Origin of the sequence: Amycolatopsis sp. YIM 10 (assembly GCF_009429145.1) — a bacterium.
In the GTDB taxonomy this organism is placed as follows: Bacteria; Actinomycetota; Actinomycetes; order Mycobacteriales; family Pseudonocardiaceae; genus Amycolatopsis.
Genome location: NZ_CP045480.1, coordinates 4,878,740 through 4,899,330, shown reverse-complemented (window position 1 = coordinate 4,899,330; position 20,591 = coordinate 4,878,740). Strand labels below are relative to the sequence as shown.

The 20,591-nt window shown below is 69.4% G+C and carries 11 protein-coding genes; 8 read left to right on the top strand and 3 right to left on the bottom strand.

The window, feature by feature from the left end:
• The first annotated feature begins 13 nt into the window (after nucleotides 1-13).
• Genes YIM_RS23360 through YIM_RS23350 form a run of 3 tightly spaced genes read left to right on the top strand, consistent with a single transcriptional unit; the run spans nucleotide 14 to nucleotide 8,002 of the window.
• Entirely contained in the window at nucleotides 14-3,472 is a 3,459-nt protein-coding gene (locus YIM_RS23360; protein WP_153032368.1) for a ThuA domain-containing protein, read from the top strand.
• 28 nt (nucleotides 3,473-3,500) lie between these two features.
• Nucleotides 3,501-6,314, top strand: coding sequence for a PQQ-dependent sugar dehydrogenase (locus YIM_RS23355; RefSeq protein WP_153032367.1), 2,814 nt, complete (start codon nucleotides 3,501-3,503; stop codon nucleotides 6,312-6,314).
• Complete coding sequence (locus YIM_RS23350; protein WP_153032366.1) at nucleotides 6,314-8,002, top strand: ThuA domain-containing protein; 1,689 nt, start codon at nucleotides 6,314-6,316, stop codon at nucleotides 8,000-8,002. The genes YIM_RS23355 and YIM_RS23350 overlap by 1 nt, the downstream gene beginning before the upstream one ends.
• Nucleotides 8,003-8,068: 66 nt before the next feature.
• Here the strand turns inward: YIM_RS23350 and YIM_RS23345 are convergent, their stop codons facing one another.
• From YIM_RS23345 to YIM_RS23335, 3 genes are read right to left on the bottom strand one after another with little or no spacing between them, the layout of a single operon-like run.
• The gene (locus YIM_RS23345; RefSeq protein WP_153032365.1) at nucleotides 8,069-10,912 is read right to left on the bottom strand and encodes a glycoside hydrolase N-terminal domain-containing protein; all 2,844 of its coding nucleotides are present in this window, start codon (nucleotides 10,910-10,912) and stop codon (nucleotides 8,069-8,071) included.
• Between the two features lie 11 nt (nucleotides 10,913-10,923).
• Nucleotides 10,924-12,357 (bottom strand): endo-1,4-beta-xylanase, encoded by a 1,434-nt coding sequence (locus tag YIM_RS23340; protein WP_153032364.1) that lies wholly within the window; start codon nucleotides 12,355-12,357, stop codon nucleotides 10,924-10,926.
• Between the two features lie 37 nt (nucleotides 12,358-12,394).
• Nucleotides 12,395-13,759 (bottom strand): RICIN domain-containing protein, encoded by a 1,365-nt coding sequence (locus YIM_RS23335; RefSeq protein WP_153032363.1) that lies wholly within the window; start codon nucleotides 13,757-13,759, stop codon nucleotides 12,395-12,397.
• Between the two features lie 262 nt (nucleotides 13,760-14,021).
• On the opposite strand from YIM_RS23335, the gene YIM_RS23330 reads away from it, so the two are divergent.
• Genes YIM_RS23330 through YIM_RS23310 form a run of 5 tightly spaced genes read left to right on the top strand, consistent with a single transcriptional unit; the run spans nucleotide 14,022 to nucleotide 20,591 of the window.
• Entirely contained in the window at nucleotides 14,022-16,403 is a 2,382-nt protein-coding gene (locus YIM_RS23330; protein ID WP_228004931.1) for an RICIN domain-containing protein, read from the top strand.
• Entirely contained in the window at nucleotides 16,400-17,665 is a 1,266-nt protein-coding gene (locus YIM_RS23325) for an ABC transporter substrate-binding protein (RefSeq protein WP_153032362.1), read from the top strand. Before YIM_RS23330 ends, YIM_RS23325 begins: the two co-directional genes overlap by 4 nt.
• 25 nt (nucleotides 17,666-17,690) lie before the next feature.
• Nucleotides 17,691-18,551: a carbohydrate ABC transporter permease gene (locus tag YIM_RS23320; protein WP_153032361.1), complete on the top strand. Its 861-nt coding sequence runs from the start codon at nucleotides 17,691-17,693 to the stop codon at nucleotides 18,549-18,551.
• Nucleotides 18,551-19,378 (top strand): carbohydrate ABC transporter permease, encoded by an 828-nt coding sequence (locus YIM_RS23315; protein WP_153032360.1) that lies wholly within the window; start codon nucleotides 18,551-18,553, stop codon nucleotides 19,376-19,378. Before YIM_RS23320 ends, YIM_RS23315 begins: the two co-directional genes overlap by 1 nt.
• 1 nt (nucleotide 19,379) lies before the next feature.
• Nucleotides 19,380-20,591, top strand: coding sequence for a mandelate racemase/muconate lactonizing enzyme family protein (locus tag YIM_RS23310; RefSeq protein ID WP_153032359.1), 1,212 nt, complete (start codon nucleotides 19,380-19,382; stop codon nucleotides 20,589-20,591).

Genomic DNA, 20,591 nt, shown 5'->3' with positions numbered 1-20,591 from the left:
CTCACCCCGATCCATGAGACCGGCCATCACCAGGCTGCTGGTCGCCCTGGCAGGCGCGCTGCTGGTGCTCACCATGACCGCGCCCGCCGGGCTGGCGACACCGGTGGCCCCGGCGGCGGGCGAGAAGGTGCTGCTGTTCACCAAGACCGCCGGCTACCGGCACGACTCCATCCCGGCCGGGGTGGCGATGTTCCAGCAACTGGCCGCGGACAACGGGTGGCAGCTGACCCACTCCGAGGACTCGGCCGTGTTCACCGACGCCTCACTGTCCACTTACGACGTCGTGATCATGTTCCAGACCTCCGGCATGGTCTGGAACACCGCGGCGCAACGCGCGGCGATGCAGACCTACGTGCGCAACGGGGGCGGCGTCGTCGCCATCCACAACGCGACGGACATGAACATCGAGGGCGAGTTCCCGTGGTGGGACCAGATGCTCGGCATGACCATGACGCAGCACTCGGCCACCGTCGCGGGCACGGCCAAGGTCGCCGACCAGGCCCACCCGTCCGGAAAGGGCCTGCCGCAGCGGTGGAACCGCACCGAGGAGTGGTACAACTTCAACCGCAACGCCCGCGGTGACGTGCACGTGCTGGTGACCGCCGACGAGACCACGTACAACCCCGGCCCGTCGGCCATGGGCAATGACCACCCGATCTCCTGGTGCCGCAACTTCGAGGGCGGCAGGCTGTGGGCGACGGCCATGGGGCACCAGGCATCCGCGTACTCCGAGCCGCTGTTCCGCGAGCACATCCTCGGCGGCGTGCGGAGTGCGGCGGGCACGGTCCCGGCCGACTGCGGCCCCACCGTGTGGTCCAGTTACGACCGGGTCGAACTGGACACCAACACGGTGGCGCCCGGCACGCTGGACGTGGCGCCGGACGGCCGCGTCTTCTACACCCAGTACGGCGGGCAGCTGAAGATCTACAAGCCGAGCACCAAATCCACGGTCACCGCGGGCACGCTCAGCGTCTACACCGGCGGTGAGGACGGCCTCGCCGGCGTGGCGCTGGATCCGAACTTCACCACCAACAAGTGGGTGTACCTGCACTACTCGCCGGCCGGCTCGCAGGAGATCAACCGCGTGTCGAGGTTCACGATCAACGGTGACACGCTGGACCCGGCCAGCGAGCGAGTGCTGCTGTCGATCCCGGCCGCACGGCAGTCCGAGCCGGGGCACACCGGCGGGTACCTCACCTTCGGTCCCGGCGGCAACCTCTACGTCGGCGTCGGCGACGACACCAATCCGCACGAATCCAGTGGTTACACCCCGATCGACGAACGACCGGGACGCAGCCTGTTCGACGCGCAGAAAACCGCGGCCAACACCAACGACCTGCGCGGCAAGATCCTGCGCATCCACCCGGAACCCGGTGGCACGTACACGGTCCCGGCGGGCAACATGTTCGCGCCCGGCACCGCGCAGACCAAGCCGGAGATCTACGCGATGGGCTTCCGCAACCCGTTCCGGTTCACCGTGGACACCGACGGCACCATCTACCTGGCCGACTACGGCCCGGACGCCGGGGCGGACAACGCCAATCGGGGCCCGGGCGGACTGGTCGAGTGGAACGTGATCAAGTCGCCGGGTTACTACGGCTGGCCGTACTGCGTGGCGGCCAACGTGCCGTTCAACGACTTCAACTTCGCGAACAACACCTCCGGCGGCAAGTTCAACTGCGCCGCGCCGGTCAACACCTCCCCCAACAACACCGGGCTCACCAATCTGCCCGCGGCACGACCGGCGACCGTGTGGTACGGCAACGGCGGCAACGGCAACGCCTTCCCGGAGATGGGCAGCGGCGGCGAGGCCCCGATGGCCTTCCCCGTGTACCACTACGATCCCAGCAACCCGTCGCCCACCAAGTTCCCGCAGTACTTCGACAAGACACCGTTCTTCGGCGAGTGGGCACGCAACACCCTGCACGAGTTCCGGCTCGACAACTCGGGAAACCTGTTGAAGATCAACAGGTTCCTGGCCAACCTGAGCTTCAAGTCCCCGATGGACGCCAAGTTCGGCCCGGACGGTTCGCTGTACCTGCTGGAGTGGGGCACCGGGTTCGGCAGGGACAATCCCGACTCCGCGCTCTCCCGGATCGACTACCTCTCCGGTGACCCCGCCCCGATCGCCCACGCCACGGCCACCCCGTCGTCCGGCGCGTCACCGCTGACGGTGAGCTTCTCCAGCGCCGGGTCCGCGGATCCGTCGGGCGGCGCGCTGACCTACCAGTGGACCTTCGGCGACGGCGGCACCTCCACCGCCGCCAACCCGTCGCACACCTACACCACACGCGGGCAGTTCAACGCGCAGCTCACCGTGACCGCGTCGAACGGCCAGACCGGCGTGGCCAACGTGCCGATCACGGTGGGCAACACCGCGCCGACGGTCAAGTTCACCACGCCCCCGCACGGTGGCATGTTCGACTTCGGCGACGAGATCCCGTACTCGGTGAGCGTCACCGACCCCGAGGACGGCACGATCGACTGCGCCAAGGTGATCACCACCCCGGCACTGGGACACGACCAGCACGCGCACCCGCTCGACCCGCAGCCGGGCTGCTCCGGGGTGATCACCACGCAGGACGGCGGGCACAGCGCCGACGCCAACCTGTTCTACGTGGCCGACGCCGCCTACACGGACAAGGGAGCCTCCGGGGTGCCCGCGCTCACCGGCCGGACCCAGGTCGTGTTGCAGCCCAAGCACCGGCAGGCCGAGCACTTCACGAACTCGTCCGGCATCCGGGTGGTGGCGCAGGCGGGCGCGGAGGCCGGGCAGCGCATCGGGGACATCGACAACAACGACTGGATCTCGTTCACCCCGGCGAACCTGACCAACATCGACCAGGTCTCGTTCCGGGTTTCCTCCCCCGGGCCGGGCGGCTCGATCGAACTGCGGGCCGGGTCGCCGACCGGCGCGCTGGTGGCCACCGCGACCGTGGGCAGCACGGGCGGATGGGACAACTACGTGAACCTGCCGCCGGTCCCGGTGACCCGCCCGGCGGGCACGGTGGAGTTGTTCGTGGTGTTCAAGTCCACCGCGGCCGCCCCGTACGACCTGGACGCGATCACCTTCGTCGGGCCCGGCGTCGGCACACCGGGCCCGGCCACCTCCGGTCCGATCACCGGTTCCGCGGGCAAGTGCGTCGACGTCAACGGCGGCAACTCCGCCGACGGCACCCCGGTCGTTCTCTGGACCTGCTCGGGCGGCACCAACCAGCAGTGGACCAGCGACGGCGGCACGTGGCGCAGCCTCGGCAAGTGCATGACCGCGGCGGGCACCGCCGACGGCAGCGCCGTTCAACTGTCCACTTGCAACGGTAGCGCCGGGCAGAGCTGGACCTCCGGCGCCAACGGCTCACTCGTCAACGCGGGCAAGTGCCTCGACGCCAACGGCGGCGGCACCGCGGACGGCACCCGCCTCATCGTCTGGACCTGCCACGGCGGCACCAACCAGCGCTGGACCCTGCCCTGATCCCCTTCCACAGACCGGAGTTCTGCTGATGAGAATCTTCGCGGCGGCCGCACTGGTCGCGGCTTTCCTGGTCGCACCGGTGTTCACCGCACCCCCACCGGCGGCGGCGCACGCGGTGAACCCGGCCGACTTCCAGCAGGTCGAACTGGCCAAGGGGGTCGCCGAGGTGGGCGAACCCATGTCACTGGCCGTGCTGCCGGACCGCTCGGTGCTGCACACCGCGCGCAACGGCGTGCTGCGCCGCACCACCGCCGACGGGGTCACCAGCGTGGTCGGCACGCTGCCGGTCTACACGCACGACGAAGAAGGACTGCAGGGCGTCGGGGTGGACCCCGGGTTCTCCAGCAACCGGTTCGTCTACCTGTACTACGCGCCACCGCTGTCCACGCCGGGCGGTGACGCCCCGGAGAACGGCACGGACTTCTCCGCGTGGAACGGGGTCAACCGACTGTCGCGGTTCACCCTCAACGCCGACTTCACGCTGAACACGGGCAGCCAGGTGACCGTGCTCGACGTGCCGACCAGCCGGGGCATGTGCTGCCACGTCGGCGGGGACATCGACTTCGACGCGGCGGGCAATCTCTACCTGTCCACCGGCGACGACTCGAACCCGTTCGCCTCGGACGGGTACACCCCGATCGACGAGCGCACCAACCGCAATCCGGCCTACGACGCACAGCGCAGCGCCGCCAACACCAACGACCTGCGCGGCAAGGTGCTGCGGATCAAGGTGAACGCCAACGGGAGCTACTCCATCCCGGCGGGCAACCTGTTCGCGCCGGGCACCGCCGGGACGCGGCCGGAGATCTACGCGATGGGCATGCGCAACCCGTTCCGGTTCGGCGTGGACAAGGCGACCGGCGCGATCTACCTCGGTGACTACGGCCCGGACGCGGGCACGGCGAGCAACAGCCGCGGGCCGGGCGGACAGGTCGAGTTCAACCGGATCACCTCGGCGGGCAACTACGGCTGGCCGTACTGCACCGGCAAGAACACCACCGCGGAGACCTATGTGGACTACACGTTCCCGTCCGGCCCGTCCGGGAACCGGTTCAACTGCGCCGCGCCGGTCAACAACTCGCCCCGCAACACCGGGCTCACCAATCTGCCCGCCGCGCGCCCGGCGTGGATCAACTACGACAACTGCTCGTTCGCGGCGTTCGGCTGCGGGTCCGAGTCGCCGATGGGCGGTGTGGTGTACCGCCACGACGCCGCGAACCCGTCGACGGTCAAGTTCCCGGCCGCGCTGGACGGCCACGTCTTCGTCTCCGAGTTCGGCAGGCGGTGGCTGAAGCTGATCGACGTCAACGCCGACGGGTCGCCGGGGCAGATCAACGACTTCCCGTGGAAGGGCACCCAGGTGATGGACACCGCGTTCGGCCCGGACGGTGCCCTGTACGTGCTCGACTACGGCACCGGCTGGGGCAGCGGGAACGCCGACTCCGCGCTCTACCGCATCGAATACAACCCGGCGGGCAACAAGGCGCCGACCGCGCGGGCCGCCGCCGACCGCACCTCCGGGCTCGCACCGCTGACGGTCAACTTCTCCTCGGCCGGCTCATCGGATCCCGAGGGCAGCGCACTCACCTACCACTGGAACTTCGGCGACGGCACCACGTCCTCCTCGCCGAATCCGAGCCACACCTACACCGGCAACGGCCAGCGCACGGCCACCCTCACGGTGACCGACGCGGGCGGCCGCACGGCTGCCGCCAACGTGACGATCACGGTCGGCAACACCGCTCCCACGGTCACCCTGGCCACGCCGCCCCACGGCACCCTGTTCAACTTCGGTGACTCCATCCCGTACACGATCACCGCTTCCGACCCGGAAGACGGCACGATCGACTGCACTCGGGTGAAGCTGACCTACATCCTCGGCCACGACGACCACGGCCACGAGATCACCTCGCGCACCGGGTGCTCGGGCACGCTGCAGATCCCGGCGGACGGTGAGCACGACACGGCGGCGAACCTGTTCGCGGTGTTCGACGCCGAGTACACCGACAAGGGCGCCAACGGCCAGCCTTCGCTGACCACGCACACGCAGCACACCCTGCAACCCCGCCACCGCCAGGCCGAGCACCACGCCGCCCAGTCGGGCACGGCGCTGTTCGACAAGGCGGCCGCCGAGGGTGGCCGGACCGTGGGAGACATCCACAACGGCGACTGGATCGCCTTCCAGCCGTATGTGCTCGCCGGGGAAACCCAGTTCACCGCCCGGGTTTCGTCCGGTGGCTCCGGCGGCACGCTGTCCGTGCGGGCGGGCTCACCCACCGGCACCGTGCTCGGCTCGGTGGCCGTGCCGGTGACCGGCGGCTGGGACACCTTCACCGAGGTTTCCACCGCGCTGTCCGGCGTTCCCGCCGGGACCACCACGCTGTACCTGACCTTCTCCGGTGGCAGTGGTTTCCTGTTCGACCTGGATGCCTTCTCCTTCGGCACCCCGTCGAGCGGTGGGCCCGCGTCGATCACCGGCGTCGGCGGCAAGTGCGTCGACGTCAACGGTTCCAGCACCGCCGACGGCGCCAAGATCCAGCTCTGGACGTGCAACGGCGGCACGAACCAGCAGTGGACCCGCGACGGCAGTACCTGGCGTGCCCTCGGAAAGTGCATGACCGCGGCGGGCAGCACCGACGGCAGCGCCGTCCAGCTGTCGGCGTGCAACGGAAGCGGCACGCAGAACTGGTCCGCACCGGGAGACGGCACCCTCCGCAACGGCACCAAGTGCCTCGACGCCAACGGCGGCAGCTCCGCCGACGGTACCCAGTTGATCATCTGGAGCTGCACCGGTGGTGCCAACCAGAAATGGACGATGTCCCAGGCCCAGGAGGCGCACTGATGAAGCGCTCGCTCATCCGGCGCGTGCTCGGCACGGCCACCGCCGCGCTCACCGTTCTCGCGCTCTCGCCCGCCCCGCCGGCCGTCGCGGCGGACGCACCGTACGACGTGCTGGTGTTCTCCAAGACCACCGGCTTCCGGCACGACTCCATTCCCGCCGGGATCCAGCTGATCCGCGATCTGGGCACGGCGAACAACTTCACCGTGACCACCACCGAGGACTCGGCCCAGTTCACCACCACCAACCTGGCCAAGTACGAAACCGTGGTGTTCCTCAACACCACCGGGGACGTGCTGAACTCGGGCCAGCAGACCGCGTTCGAGAACTACATCCGGGGTGGGGGCGGGTACGTCGGCATCCACTCGGCGTCCGACACCGAGTACGACTGGCCGTTCTACGGTGAGCTGGTCGGCGCCTACTTCTCCTCGCACCCCGCCATCCAGCAGGCCACCGTCCGGGTGGAGAACCGGGCGCACCAGGCCACCCAGCACCTCGGCCCGGCCTGGGTCCGCACCGACGAGTGGTACAACTTCCGGAGCAACGTCCGGCCGACCGCGCGGGTACTGGCCACTTTGGACGAATCGACGTACTCAGGCGGCTCGATGGGCGCCGACCACCCGCACACCTGGTGCAAGACCGTCCAGAGTGGACGCTCGTTCTACACCGGCAGTGGCCACACCCAGGCCAGCTACACCGAGGCGAACTTCCGGGCGCTGGTGCTCGGCGGCCTCCGGTACACCGCGGGCCGGACCAAGGCGGACTGCCGTCCGGAGAACGGCTACTCCACCCTGTACAACGGCTCCACCACGGGGTGGTCGCAGTCCGGCCCCGGGGGGTTCACCAACACCGACGGCACGCTGACCTCGACCGGCGGGCTGGGCATGCTCTGGTACAGCGCCAAGGAGTTCCGCTCCTATTCGCTGAAGCTGGACTGGCGGATGGCCGGTGACGACAACTCCGGTGTGGTCATCGGCTTCCCGCCCGGCTCCGATCCGAACGCCTCGCTCGGGCAGGGGCACGAGATCCAGATCGACGCCACGGACTCGCCGGATCGCACGACCGGCGCGGTCTACGGCTTCCAGGCACCCGACATCGCCGCCCGCGACGCCGCGCTCAACCCGCCGGGCGAATGGAACACCTTCGAAGTGCTGGTCGAAGGGGAACGCGCACAGGTGTTCCTCAACGGCAGCAAGATCAACGACTTCACCAACACCGATCCCGCCCGCTCCCTGACCTCCGGGCACATCGGCATCCAGAACCACGGCACCGGCGACGACGTGTCCTTCCGCAACGTCCGGATCAAGGAGCTGGGCACCACGCCCACCACCGGTCAGATCGTGGGCGCGAGCGGCAAGTGCGTCGACGTCAACGGTTCCAGCACCGCCGACGGCACCAAGGTCCAGCTGTGGACCTGCTCCGGCGGCACCAACCAGCAATGGGCGCGCGACGGCGGCACCTGGCGCGCGCTGGGCAAGTGCCTGACCACCGCGGGCACCACCGACGGGAGCCCGGTCCAGTTGTCGGCCTGCAACGGAAGCGGCACGCAGAACTGGTCCGCACCGGGAGACGGCACCCTCCGCAACGGCACCAAGTGCCTCGACGCCAACGGCGGCAGCTCCGCCAACGGCACCCAGCTCATCATCTGGACGTGCCACGGCGGCACGAACCAGCGCTGGACCCTGCCCTGACCGGGTAACACGAAGGCGGCCACGATGGTTTCGTGGCCGCCTTCGTGCTGTGCGCGGTGAAGCTGCCTACAAGCGCTGGAGCTGGAACCGCTGGTTGGCGGCTGTGGTGGGGTTCCACTGCGACACACGGGCGCCGTCGGCGGTGGAGGCGTTCCACACATCCATGGCGAGACCGCTCTGCCGGTTGTGCAGGGCGATCACCCCACCACCGTGGTCGGTCACCTGCCACTGCTGGCTCGTGGCGCCGCTGTCCGGCTGCTGGGTGATGTCCGCGCCGGTGGCCGAATTCGCCGCTTGGAGCACCAGACCGCTGTGCCGCGCACGGATCCGGTAGTAGCCGCCACCCGAATCGAGGAAGTCGAACTGCTGGTTCGTCCCACCGGTGGCCTGCCACTGGACCAGCAGTGCGCCCGCGGCGGCGGAGGCACCGCTGATGTCCGCGAGCTTCCCGCTGTGCTGGGCGGCCAGCCGGTAGTACACGCCGGTCTCCACCACCGAGCCCGAACCCTGACCGGTGGCGCGATAGGTGTGACCGGCCTGCGCGGTGAACTCGATCAGGTCGGGTTCCGGCTTCGACGGCTGGACCTCGGTGCCGGTGGTCTGGTCGACCAGCTGCCAGGTGCCGGTGAACAGGCCGCAGCGCACCCGGACGGGCCCGGCCCGGTCCGGCGTCACGGTCAGCTCGCTCGCCTTGCCGCCGCTCCACACCGCGCCGACCGTGTGGCCACCGCGCCCGCGCAGGCCCGTCACGCTCCCGGCGGGCCATCCCGACGGCAGCGCAGGCAGCACGTGCAGCTCACCGTTGTGGCTCTGCAACAGCATTTCGGCGATCCCGGAGGTGGCGCCGAAGTTGCCGTCGATCTGGAACGGCGGATGGAGGTCGAACATGTTGGGCGCCAGCCGCTCCGGGGTCACCAGCAGGCGGAGCAGCTCGCGGGCCCGGCCGCCCTCCTCCATCCGGGCCCAGTAGTTGATCTTCCAGGCGAGCGACCAGCCGGTACCGGCGTCACCCCGCAGTTCCAGCGTCCGGCGGGCCGCGGTGTACAGCTGCGGCGTGCCGCGCCGGGTGATCTGGTTGCTCGGGTGCAGGCCGTACAGGTGGGAGATGTGCCGGTGTCCCGGCTCGATCTCCACCCAGTCCTGCAACCATTCCTGGATGTTGCCGCGCGAGCCGATCTTCATCGGCGCCAGCTTCTGCCTGGCCGCCAGTACCTGGTCGCGGAACCCGGCGTCCACCCCGAGCACCTGGGTGGCACCGGCGCAGCCGTCGAACAGGTCTCGCAGGATCTGCATGTCCATCGTCGGGCCCGCGCAGATGCTCGCGTTCGCGTGGTGCAGCGCCTCCGGTGAGTTCGACGGATTGGTGACCAGGTGACCCGAGCCGGGATCGGTCACCAGGGTGTCGAGGAAGAACTGCGCCGCGCCCTTCATCGCCGGATAGTTCTGCTGGAGGAACGCGAGGTCACCGGTGAACCGGTAGTGGTCCCAGATCATCGTGGCCAGCCAGGCGCCACCGGTCTGCCACATGCCCCACACCGCGCCGTCGACGACCGAGCTGCCCCGCCAGCCGTCGGTGTTGTGGTGGGTGACCCAGCCCTTGGCGCCGTACTGCGTTTTCGCGGTGCGGCCACCGGTGACGGTCAGGTCGCCGATCATCCGGAACACCGGCTCGAAGCACTCGGCCAGGTTCGTGGTGTCGGCTGGCCAGTAGTTCATCGGCAGGTTGGCGTTGAGGGTGTACTTCGAGTCCCACGACGGGGTCAGCTGGTCGTTCCAGATGCCCTGCAGGTTCGCCGGCTGCGTGCCGGGCCGCGACGACGAGATCAGCAGGTAGCGGCCGTACTGGAAGAGCAGGGTGGAGAACTGCGGATCGTTGGTGTTGTGGTGCTGGGCGATCCGGACGTCGGTCGGCTGGTCCGCCGCGGCGGTGCGGCCGAGGTCGAGCGCAACCCGGCCGAACAGCGCCTGGTAGTCCTTGACGTGCCTGTCCCGGAGCATGTCGTACGCGACGCCCTTCGCCGCGTTCAGGCGGGACTGGGCGATGCCCCGGTAGTCACCGTTGACGGTCTGGTAGTTGACGTAGCTGGTCCCGATCGAGATCAGCAGGGTCGCGCTGTTCGCGTTCGTCACCTTGAGCGTGCCACCGGAACTGCTGGTGCTGCCGCCATCGGCGATGACACCGGCCAGCGCCTGGAACTTGACCGAGCCGGCGATCCCCCGCATGTCACCGGAGATGCCGTCCAGCGCGGTCGTGGTGCTGTCCGGATTGGACACCGTCGTGCGCTGAGGACTGCTGAACGCGGCCGTGAACGTCACCGCGCCGGGTTTGTCCGCGGTCAGCCGCACGACGATCACCTGGTCCGGCGCGCTGGCGAACACCTCACGCCGGTGGCGCACCCCGTTCGCGGTGTAGGTGGCCACCGTCGTGGCGGTGGTGAGGTCGAGCCACCGCTCGTACCCGGAAGCCGTCCCGCCGGGCAGGGTGAGCTTGAGGTCGCCGACGGGCTGGTAGGCCAGCTGGGCCGCGGGATTGCCGAGCATCGCCTGGTTGACGCGGTCCTGCGCCTGTGTCCACTGGTTGGCGAACACCAGCTGCCGGATCTGCGCGAGCGCGCCCGCGCCCTGCGGGTTGTCGTAGTTGTGGGGACCGCCCGCCCACACCGTGTCCTCGTTGAGCTGCAACCGTTCCGTGTCGGTGTTGCCGAAGACCATGGCGCCGAGGCGCCCGTTGCCGACGGGCAGCGCGCGCAGCCAGTCGCCGCCCGCCGGCTTGTCGTACCACAGCGCCAGGTCGCCCGCGGCCCGTACTTCGCCGGGCGCGGCCGACCCGGCCCTGGGGAACGCCGTCCACCCGGCGGGCACCAGCGCCGCGCCGAGCTTCATCGCCTGCCGCCGGGTCAGATCCGGCATCCAGGCGCCCCTCACTGCGTGGTCCAGCGCTGGTTGGTGCCACCGGTGCAGCTCCACAGCTGCACGAGCGCGCCGTTCGCCGTGGCGGAACCGGCGACCTCCAGGCACAGTCCTGATTGGACGTTGGTGATGGTGCCGTCGGCGTTGCGGTTCCACTGCTGGTTGGCGCCACCGTGGCAGGTCCAGATGATCGCCGCCGTGCCGTTGGCGGTCCCCGCGCCCGAAGCGTCCAGGCACCGCCGCGAGTCTCCGGAGTAGACGGTCAGCTCCTTGGCCGCGGTGTAGGTCCATTGCTGGTTCGCGCCGGTCCAGCAGTCCCAGATCTGCGACTGCGTGCCCGCCGCGGTGGTCTGGTTCGGCACGTCCAGGCACTTGTTCGCGGCCACCGCGCGCAGTGGGCCGGTGTCACCGCCGCCACCGCCGCCGCCGTTGAGCGCGTCGAGCACGGCTTGGTAGGCCTGCTTCTTCTGGTAGTTGGTGTCGAACAACAACGGGGTGTCGTTCGGCCGCCAGGTGTACCGGTCGGTGATGCCCCACGTGGTGATGCCGGTGCACCGGGTCACCGCCATGCACGCCTGCGTCACCTGCCGGTACACGTTCGCCTGCCCGGAACCGGAACCACCGACATCCAGCTCGGTGATCTGCACGTCGACACCGAGATCGGAGAACCGCCGCAGATTCGACTCGTAGCTGCCGAGGTTGGAGTTCGAGCCGAGATGGCTCTGCATACCGACGCAGTCGATCGGCACACCACGGTTGCGGAAGTCGACGACCATGTTGTAGATCGCCGTGCTCTTGGCGTTGATCCCGTCGGTGTTGTAGTCGTTGTAGCAGAGCTTGGCGTTCGGGTCGGCGGTCCGGGCGGCGCGGAAGGCGTCCTCGATGTAGCCGTTGCCCAGCCGCTGCTGGAAGATCGACTGACGGCGGCTGCCGTTCTCCTCGAACGCCTCGTTGACCACGTCCCACGAGTGGATCTTGCCCTTCCAGTGCCCGGCCACCCCGTTGATGTGGCCGATCATCGCCTGGCGCAGGTCGTTGCCGTTCAGGTTCCCGACCCAGCCCGGGTACTGCGCGTGCCAGACCAGGGTGTGGCCACGCACGCTCATGCCGTGGCTGGCGGCGTAGTTGACGATCTGGTCACCACCGCCGAAGGTGAACTGGTTCCGGTTCGGCTCGGTGGCGTCCCACTTCATCGCGTTCTCGGCCACGACACTGTTGAACTCCCGGTTCAACGTGCCCGAATACGACGCGTCATTGAGCAAGTTCGGTACCACCGCGGCACCGAAATAGCGGCCGCTCTGCGCCGCCGCGGCACCGAGCGTGTCCGCGGCCTGTGCCGTCCCGGCCGTCAGCACAAGGGTGGACGCGGCGAGGCAGGCGGTCGCCAGGGAGGCGAGGACCGATCGGACGGGACCGCGTCTGCGTAGGGGGGTACTGCTGATCATGGTCACCTTCATTTCGTGGGGAGGGAGAGGGAAAAGCTCAGTTGCGCTGGAGCTGGAAGCGCTGGTTGGCGCCGCCGCTCGGGGTCCACTGGGAGACGCGTGCGCCATCGGCGGTGGAAGCGGTCCACACGTCCATGGCCAGGCCGCTCTGCTGGTTGACCAGGCTCACTTCGCCACCGCCCTGGTCGGCCAACCGCCACTGCTGGCTCGCGGCACCGGTGTCCGGCTGCTGGGTGATGTCCGCGCCACTGGCCGTATTCGCCACCTGGAGCACCAGACCGCTGTGCCGCGCGCGGATCCGGTAGTGGCCGCCACCCGAGTCGAGGAAGTCGAACTGCTGGTTCGGCCCGCCGTGCGCGGACCACTGCTGCACCACGGCACCGGCCGAAGTGGACGCGCCGCTGACGTCGAGCGTCTTGCCGCTGTGCGCGGCCACCAGCCGGTACCACGCCCCCGGCTCCGGTTTCACCGGCGGAACGGGGTCGGAGCCGAACTGGGTGAAGAACCGCCACAACTCCGGCTTGACCCAGCTCTTGGCGCCGCTCTCACAGCCGGCGCAGCCGTCCACGGGGCCCTGCTGGTGCCCGCCGTCGAAGGCGGCCCAGACCACCGGGCGGCCCGACTGGCAACCCGAGTAGGTGGTGAGTGTGTGGGTCAGGCTGCCCGGCGCCGGTTCGGGTGCGTTCTGCGGGGCGCAGCCGTTGTTGCTTACGAACCGGTCCCGCAGCGAGCGTCCGCTCTGGATGTTGTCGGAGATGCCGTGGATCCCCATGTACGCCACCGGTTGCGTGCCACCGGCGCACCCGCTGATCTGCCCGGGCGCGGCGATGGCGGCGACCGCGCGGAAAACGGCCGGCCGGGCGCACGCGAGCGCGTAGCTCATCGCGCCGCCGTAGCTGAACCCGGTGGAGAACACCCGTGCCGCGTCGACGCAGAGGCTGTCCCCGATCAACTTGATCATGGCGTCGGTGAAGGTCACGTCCTCACCGCCGGAGTTGGCCCAGCCGTTGCTGATGCCCTGCGGGGCGACGAAGATCGTGGAGTTGCCCGCCTGCGAGAGCATTCCGTAGTAGGCCCAGGCGTACCCGTCGCTCCCGCCCGACGCGACGTCGTTGGCGGTGCCACCCCACCAGTGGAACCCGAAGGCCAGCCGGTGCGGATGGGCGTTGTCGTAGTTGTCGGGCACCTTCAGGATGAAGCTGCGGCTCTTGCCGCCGCTCTGGATCGTATGCGTGCCACTGGACAGCGCCGGTGCCTTGCCGCACCCGGGTGTCGCCGTGACAGCGACATCGGCGGGGCCTGGCGGGGACGAGTCGGCACCGCCGTACGCGGTGCCACTCGCGGCCACCGCGAGAAGCACCACGGTCGCGACGAACGAGAAGATGGATCGATACCTCGGCATCACACAACTCCCTTGTTGTGCGGAGGGCAAATGAGCCAGGTGTGTCCGACTCATTTCCTACGAGGTGGCGGCGCGCCCCACGATACCGTGCTCCGACACCGATAAGTCTGATCCATTTGGCTGACGCGCTTGTCGATGAGTTGCTCATATGGTCCACTGGTTGCCGCAGTGCCCATCCCTGATCACCCTGCTCCCCCCGCTCCCCGAGTCGCCCCGGCCGGCCGCACGACGTCGAGCACCTTCCCCGAGTAAGGAGATTCCTGTGTTCGCGTCCTCGTCCTTCGTGGTGCGCAGACCGGTGCACGCCGTCGTCGTGGCGCTGATCGCCGCGCTGGCCGTGGTGATCCCGGCTCCGGCCGCCTCCGCCGCCACGACCACGCTCCACGCGACTCCGGCCGGTACCGGCACCAGTTGCTCCGCCGCCGACCCGTGTTCGGTGCCCGCCGCGCAGGCCGCAGTACGGGCGCTGACCGGCTCGATGTCCGGCGACATCGTGGTGGAACTGGCCGACGGCGTGTACCGGCTCTCCGCGCCGCTGCGGTTCACCGCGGCCGACTCCGGTAACAACGGGCACCGCGTCGAGTGGCGCGCGGCCCCGTCGGCCCGTCCGGTGCTCACCGGCGCCCGCGCCGTCACCGGCTGGTCGGTCGCCGACGCCGGGAAGAACATCTGGCGCGCGAACGTCGGCGCCGGGATCGACAGCAGGCAGTTGTACGTCGACGGCGCGATCGCCACCCGCGCGCGCACGCAGGTGAACCGGTCCACATTCACCTTCACCAACGCGGGCATGACATTCTCCGATCCCGCGCTGGGCTACCTGAACAACCTGACCGGCCAGAACCGGGTCGAGGTGGAGAGCGTCAACTCGTTCACCGACCGCTATTCGCCCGTGCAGAGCATCAGCGGGAACGTCATCACGATGCAGCAGCCCGCGTGGAACAACAACACCTTCGGCTACGACACGCTCACCGCGCCGCACCGGGCGGGCCCGTTCTACCTGGCCAACGCCTACGAGTTCCTCGATTCGCCCGGCGAGTGGTACCTCAACCCGGGGTCCGGCGCGCTGTACTACCGCCCGCTCGCCGGGCAGGACATGAACAACATCAGCGTCGAACTGCCGGTGCTGCAGTCGCTGGTGAACGTCGGGGGCACCTACGACGCGCCGGCGCACGACCTCACGTTCAGCGGGATCACCTTCACCGGCACGAGCTGGCTCGGCCCCAGCAGCAACCAGGGGTACGCGGACCAGCAGACCGGCGCCTACATGGCGGGCAACTGGAACTGGCCCGCCGACCGGCTGACGTCCTGCCAGAGCGGCTGCGAGCAGTTCGAGGCGGTCCGGCCGCACTGGTTCCAGATGCCCGCCGCCGTGCAGGTCTCCGCCGCCCGCGGCATCACCTTCGGCGACTCCGAGTTCGTCAACCTCGGGCAGACGGCCATCGGCATCGGCAACGACGCCAACGCCCACGCCAGCGGAGTCGGCCTCGGCGCCAGCGACATCACGGTCACCGGGTCCGAGATCGCCCGCAACTCCGCGGGCGGCATCGTGGTCGGCGGCGTCCGCGCCGACGCGCACCACCCGAGCGATCCGCGGATGACCAACCGGAACGTCACCATCAGCGACAACCGGATCCACGACCTCGGCGTGGAGTACCGGGGCAACGTGTCGGTGCTGACCACCTACGTCACCACCACGAACGTGACCCACAACGAGGTCTACAACATGCCGTACTCCGGCATGTCGATCGGTTACGGCTGGGGCAGCAACGACGCGGGCGGCAGCGACCACTACGCCAACCGCGGCCTGTACAAGTACCAGCCGCGGTACTCGACGCCCACCACCGCGTCGGGCAACAAGCTCGTCAACAACTACGTCCACGACGTCATGCAGCAGATGAACGACGGTGGCTGCATCTACACGCTGGCGTGGAACCCGAACGCGATGATCAGCGGCAACCACTGCCTGCGGACCAACGGCCACTTCGGCATGTACTTCGACGAAGGCTCCAAGTACTACTCCGTCACCGGCAACGTCTTCTCCGCCACCGGAACCTGGGCCACCGCCAACTACTGGGGCGGGGAGAACATGGGCAACTGGACCCTCACCGGCAACTGGTCGACCAACGGCAGCACCAACGTCACCAACGGCGACCGCGGCAACGTCGTGCACAGCAACACGACGGTCAGCGGCGGCAACTGGCCGTCCGGCGCCCAGGCGGTGATGGCGAACGCCGGGCCCCGGACCGGCGTGCCGCCGACCGGCGGCACGATCGTGGGCGCCCAGTCGGGCCGCTGCGTCGACGTCACCGGCGGGAGCACCGCAAACGGCACCGGAACCCAGCTATGGGACTGCAACGGCGCCGCCGGTCAGCAGTGGAACCACACCGCGGGCAAGCAGCTCGTCGTCTACGGCGGCAAGTGCCTCGACGCGTCCGGGCAGGGAACGGCCAACGGCACCGCGGCGATCATCTGGGACTGCCACAGCGGCACCAACCAGCAGTGGAACCTCAACGCCGACGGCACCATCACCGGCGTGCAGTCGGGACTGTGCCTGGACGCCAACGGTGCCGCGACCGCGAACGGGACCCGGCTCCAGCTCTGGTCTTGTCACGGCGGAGCGAACCAGCAGTGGAGCCGGAAATGAAGCGCCCGGCACGCTGGGCGGCGGCCCTGGCCGCGGCGCTGGCTCTGGCGGGCTGCGGGAGCGCGTCGGGACCGGGGCAGTCCACCGGTGGTGAGCACAAGCTGGTGGTCTGGGACTGGAAATCGGGAGATCCGTCCGCGGCCGCCTACCTCGAAAAGGCGAAAGCCGACTTCGCGGGCAAGCACCCCGGTGTCACCGTCGAGTTCGTGGCCCAGCCGTTCGACCAGTACTACACCCTGCTCGGCGCCGCCATCCAGGCCGGTGAAGGGCCGGACGTCATGCTGTTCAACGGTGGTGGCCGGATCCGCGACCGGGTGGACGCGCTGGTTCCGCTGGATCCCCACGTCGCCGAGGACCGGAACCGGCTGACGGGCTGGGACGCGTTCGTGGCGAACGGGCAGACCTACGCCTCGCCGGTCACGCTGCAGGGTCATCCGGTCTACTTCAACAAGAAGCTGTACCGGCAGGCGGGTCTCGACCCGGACAGCCCGCCCGTGACCTGGACCGACTTCACCAGCCAGTGCGCCACCATCAAGGACAGGACCGGCGCGAGGTGCTTCGCGCTCGGCAACAAGGAAGGCGCCGGCATCCAGTTCTTCCTTTCGGGCCTGGGTTCCGGGGCCCTCACCGACCAGGAGTACCGCGACTGGATCGCCGGGAATCGGGACTGGTCCTCCCCGAACGTCAAGCGGATCTTCGAGTTGTGGGCGGAGACCGACGCCACCGGGCTCAACACCGAGGGGGCCAACTCGACGGCGATGTTCAACGACTCCTTCGCGAAGTTCCAGTCCGGCGAGGCGGCTCACGTCATCGGGCTGATGTCGGATGTCGGGCACTGGCAGGACTTCGGCGAGTTCATCGATCCCGGCGACCTCGGCGTCATGCCGGCACCGGCCATCACCTCCGGCGCGGCACCGAGCCTGCCCTTCGACGGTGGCATCGGCTACGCGGTGGCCAAGTGGACCGCGGATCCCGCGATCGCCGCCGACCTGGTCCGCTCACTGACCACAAAGGACGCACTGACGGCGTTCCACGCGGACGCCGGCGCGATCGCCGCCGACACCTCCATCGACGTGTCGAAGGCGGGTCCGGTCGTCTCGCAGATCGTCTCCGGGATCTCCGGCGGCGAACCCGCCCTGCACGTGGCCCTGTCTTCGGAGACCCTCGACCTGATGGGACGGCTGTCCCAGCAGCTGCTCAGCGGATCGGTCACCGTCGAAGACGCGCTGGCGCAGCTGGCCGCCTCGGATCGGAACGGCTGACCGGGTGCCGTCCGGTAGCCGCCGCATGGGCGTGGACCGCCTCGCGCCGTACGTGCTGGTGGCCCCGGCCGTGCTGATCCTCGTGGTGCTGCGGCTGTACCCGCTGGCGCTCGGCGTCAACTTCTCCTTCACCGGGGACGGGGAACGCGACGGAACGGCCGTCGGGCTGGACAACTACGCGACCCTGTTCGATGATCCGCTGTTCCTCGGCTCGCTGCGGAACGTGGCGCTGCTGGTGCTGCTGCTCCCGGTGGCGGTCGCGATTCCCGGGCTGCTCGCGACGTTCATCTACCTGCGTGTGCCGGGACACCGCGTGTTCCGCGGCGTCTACTTCTTCCCCGCCGTGCTGTCCCCGGTGATCGCCGGGGCGATCTTCAACCTGCTGCTGGCTTTCGACGGTCCGGCCAACGCCGTGCTCGGCGCCGTCGGCCTCGGCCCGGTCGACTGGCTCGGCGATCCGGACATCGCGCTGTTCGCGGTCGTCGGCGTGCACGTCTGGGCCACCTTCGGGATGGCGCTGGTGGTGTTCCTGGCCGGTTTCTCCACTTTGGACTCCACCTTGCTCGACGCCGCGCGGATCGACGGCGCGGCACTGCCGCGGCTCATCTGGCACGTGATCGTGCCCGGCCTGTCCCGCACCATCCAGTTCGTCTTCGTGACCACCATGATCGGGTTGCTGACCTCGATGTTCGGCCTGCTCTACGTGATGACCGGCGGTGGGCCGGGCGGTGCCACCTACCTGCCGGAGTACTACATCTGGATCCAGCAGGGCCAGCTGGACCGCCCGGCGCTGGCCTCGGCCGCGTCCACCGTGCTCTTCCTCGTCATGGTGGTGGTGGGGCTGCTCCAGATCAGCCTGCTCCGCCGGTCCGGCAGGGTCGACTGATGGCCGCCGCGCGGGCGGGCCGGTGGCTGGCCTCCGTGCCGATGGCCGCACTCGCGCTGGCCACGATCTATCCGCTGGTGTTCACCACGAACGTCGCGCTGAAGACCCGCCGCGAGTACGTCCTCGACCGCTTCGCCCCGGCGGAGGCCCCGCACGCGGACAATCTCGTCACCGCCTGGGAAAGCGCCGGGATGGCCCGCTACTTCACCACGTCGCTCATCGTGGTGACCTGCGCGGTCGTCCTGCTGCTGTGGCTCGGCTCGATGGCCGGCTTCGCCATCGGCAGCCTGCGGTTCCGCGGTTCGCGGACGTTGTTCCTCGGCTGCCTCGCGGCGTTGTTCGTGCCGTTCCAGGTGATCATGGTCCCGCTCGCCAGGACGATGGCCGACCTCGGCCTGCTCGACACCCGCCCTGGGCTGGTCCTCGCCTACGTCGCGCAGTTCCTCCCGTTCACCATCTTCCTGATGGCGAGCTACTACGCGCACATCCCGGCCGAGATCGTCGATGCGGCCAGGATCGACGGCAACACCACGTTCGGCGTCTACCGGCGGATCATGCTGCCGATGGGCACCCCGGCGCTGATCTCGGTCGGCATCCTGGACGCGTTGTTCTGCTGGAACGACGTGCTCATCGCCCTGCTGCTGATGCCGTCGGCGGGCAACCGCACGCTGATGGTGGGGGTCACCTCGCTGCGCGGGCAGTACTCCGACAACATCCCGGTCTTCGCCGCCGGCGTGCTGATCGCCGCCGTGCCGGTGCTGGTGATCTACCTGTTCTTCCAGCGCCACATCGCCGAAGGCGTCACCGCCGGTTCCACGAAGGGCTGACATGCGGATCACCGGTTTCCGAACCCTGCACACGGTCCAGGAATGGGGGCGGCCGGTCGGGGACGCCAACGGCGTCTTCGCCGACGGGCGCGTCCCCGTGCCGATCGTCCTGGTGGACACCGACGAGGGAATCACCGGTGTCGGTCTCGGGCCGCACCTCGACGCCGGCGCGATCTTCGCCGCCATCGACGGTGAAGATCCGCGCGCGGTCACCGCGCTGTACGACCGCATGCTGCGGCACACGTTCAAGGCCGGGCACGCGGGCGCGGTGTTCGGCACCATCGGCGCGTTCGACACGGCGTTGTGGGACATCAAGGCCCAAGCCGCCGGTGAGCCGTTGTGGCGGCTGCTCGGCGGTCGCGACCGGCGGGTGCCCGCGTACGCCTCGGGACTGGACATCGGCCTCACCGACGCCGAACTCGTGACGGTGTACCAGGATTACGCGGAACACGGGCTGCGCGCGGCCAAGCTCAAGGGCGGGCTGGACGTCGACCGGGACCGGCACCGGCTGACTCTGGTCCGCGAGGTGCTGGCCGGTGCCGCACGTGGGCCGCGGCCGGTGCTGATGCTCGACGCGAACGAGTCGTGGTCCCGCAAGCAGGCCGTGCGCCATGTGTGCGAACTGGAACGCACCCTCGACCTCACCTGGGTCGAGGAACCAGTCCGGCGCTGGGACGCCGAGGGGCTCGCCGCTGTCGGCCGGGGCATCCGGGCCTCGGTCGCCAGCGGGGAGAACCTGTCCGGCCTCGAACAGTTCCGCCCGCTGCTCGCCGCGGGAGCCATCGACATCGTCCAGACGAGCGCGGTCTGGGGCATCACCCACTTCCTGCGGGTCGCCACCCTGGCGCACGCGCACGACCTCCCGGTCAGCCCGGTCGGGAACACACCGGTCGGCCTGGTGCACGCCGCCACCGCGGCACCGAACCACCTGGCCGCCGAGCTGCAGGACCTCCGGCCGCCGCTCGGCGTGCTCCTCGACACGCACGTGGAGGACGGCCATTTTGTGCTCGGCGACTCGCCGGGCATCGGCGTCCGGGTCGACGAGGACCTGCTGCGGGTCCGCCACCCGCACACCCCGTCCGGCGACGGCCCGGCCGTACGACCGGAATCCGCCGGGCGGCGCCTGCTCACCGTGCCGGACGGCATGCCCGCACCGCATCACCGCCCCGGCGTCGTCCGGCCGCTGCCGCTCCGCCAGGCGGACCGGACCTGA

Excerpts from the sequence above, each read along its gene's own strand:
- YIM_RS23320 (WP_153032361.1), top strand. The coding sequence starts at position 17,691 with ATGGGCGTGGACCGCCTCGCGCCGTACGTGCTGGTGGCCCCGGCCGTG.
- YIM_RS23340 (WP_153032364.1), bottom strand. The coding sequence starts at position 12,357 with ATGATCAGCAGTACCCCCCTACGCAGACGCGGTCCCGTCCGATCGGTC.
- YIM_RS23355 (WP_153032367.1), top strand. The coding sequence starts at position 3,501 with ATGAGAATCTTCGCGGCGGCCGCACTGGTCGCGGCTTTCCTGGTCGCA.
- YIM_RS23335 (WP_153032363.1), bottom strand. The coding sequence starts at position 13,759 with ATGCCGAGGTATCGATCCATCTTCTCGTTCGTCGCGACCGTGGTGCTT.
- YIM_RS23325 (WP_153032362.1), top strand. The coding sequence starts at position 16,400 with ATGAAGCGCCCGGCACGCTGGGCGGCGGCCCTGGCCGCGGCGCTGGCT.
- YIM_RS23310 (WP_153032359.1), top strand. The coding sequence starts at position 19,380 with ATGCGGATCACCGGTTTCCGAACCCTGCACACGGTCCAGGAATGGGGG.
- YIM_RS23360 (WP_153032368.1), top strand. The coding sequence starts at position 14 with ATGAGACCGGCCATCACCAGGCTGCTGGTCGCCCTGGCAGGCGCGCTG.
- YIM_RS23315 (WP_153032360.1), top strand. The coding sequence starts at position 18,551 with ATGGCCGCCGCGCGGGCGGGCCGGTGGCTGGCCTCCGTGCCGATGGCC.
- YIM_RS23350 (WP_153032366.1), top strand. The coding sequence starts at position 6,314 with ATGAAGCGCTCGCTCATCCGGCGCGTGCTCGGCACGGCCACCGCCGCG.
- YIM_RS23345 (WP_153032365.1), bottom strand. The coding sequence starts at position 10,912 with ATGCCGGATCTGACCCGGCGGCAGGCGATGAAGCTCGGCGCGGCGCTG.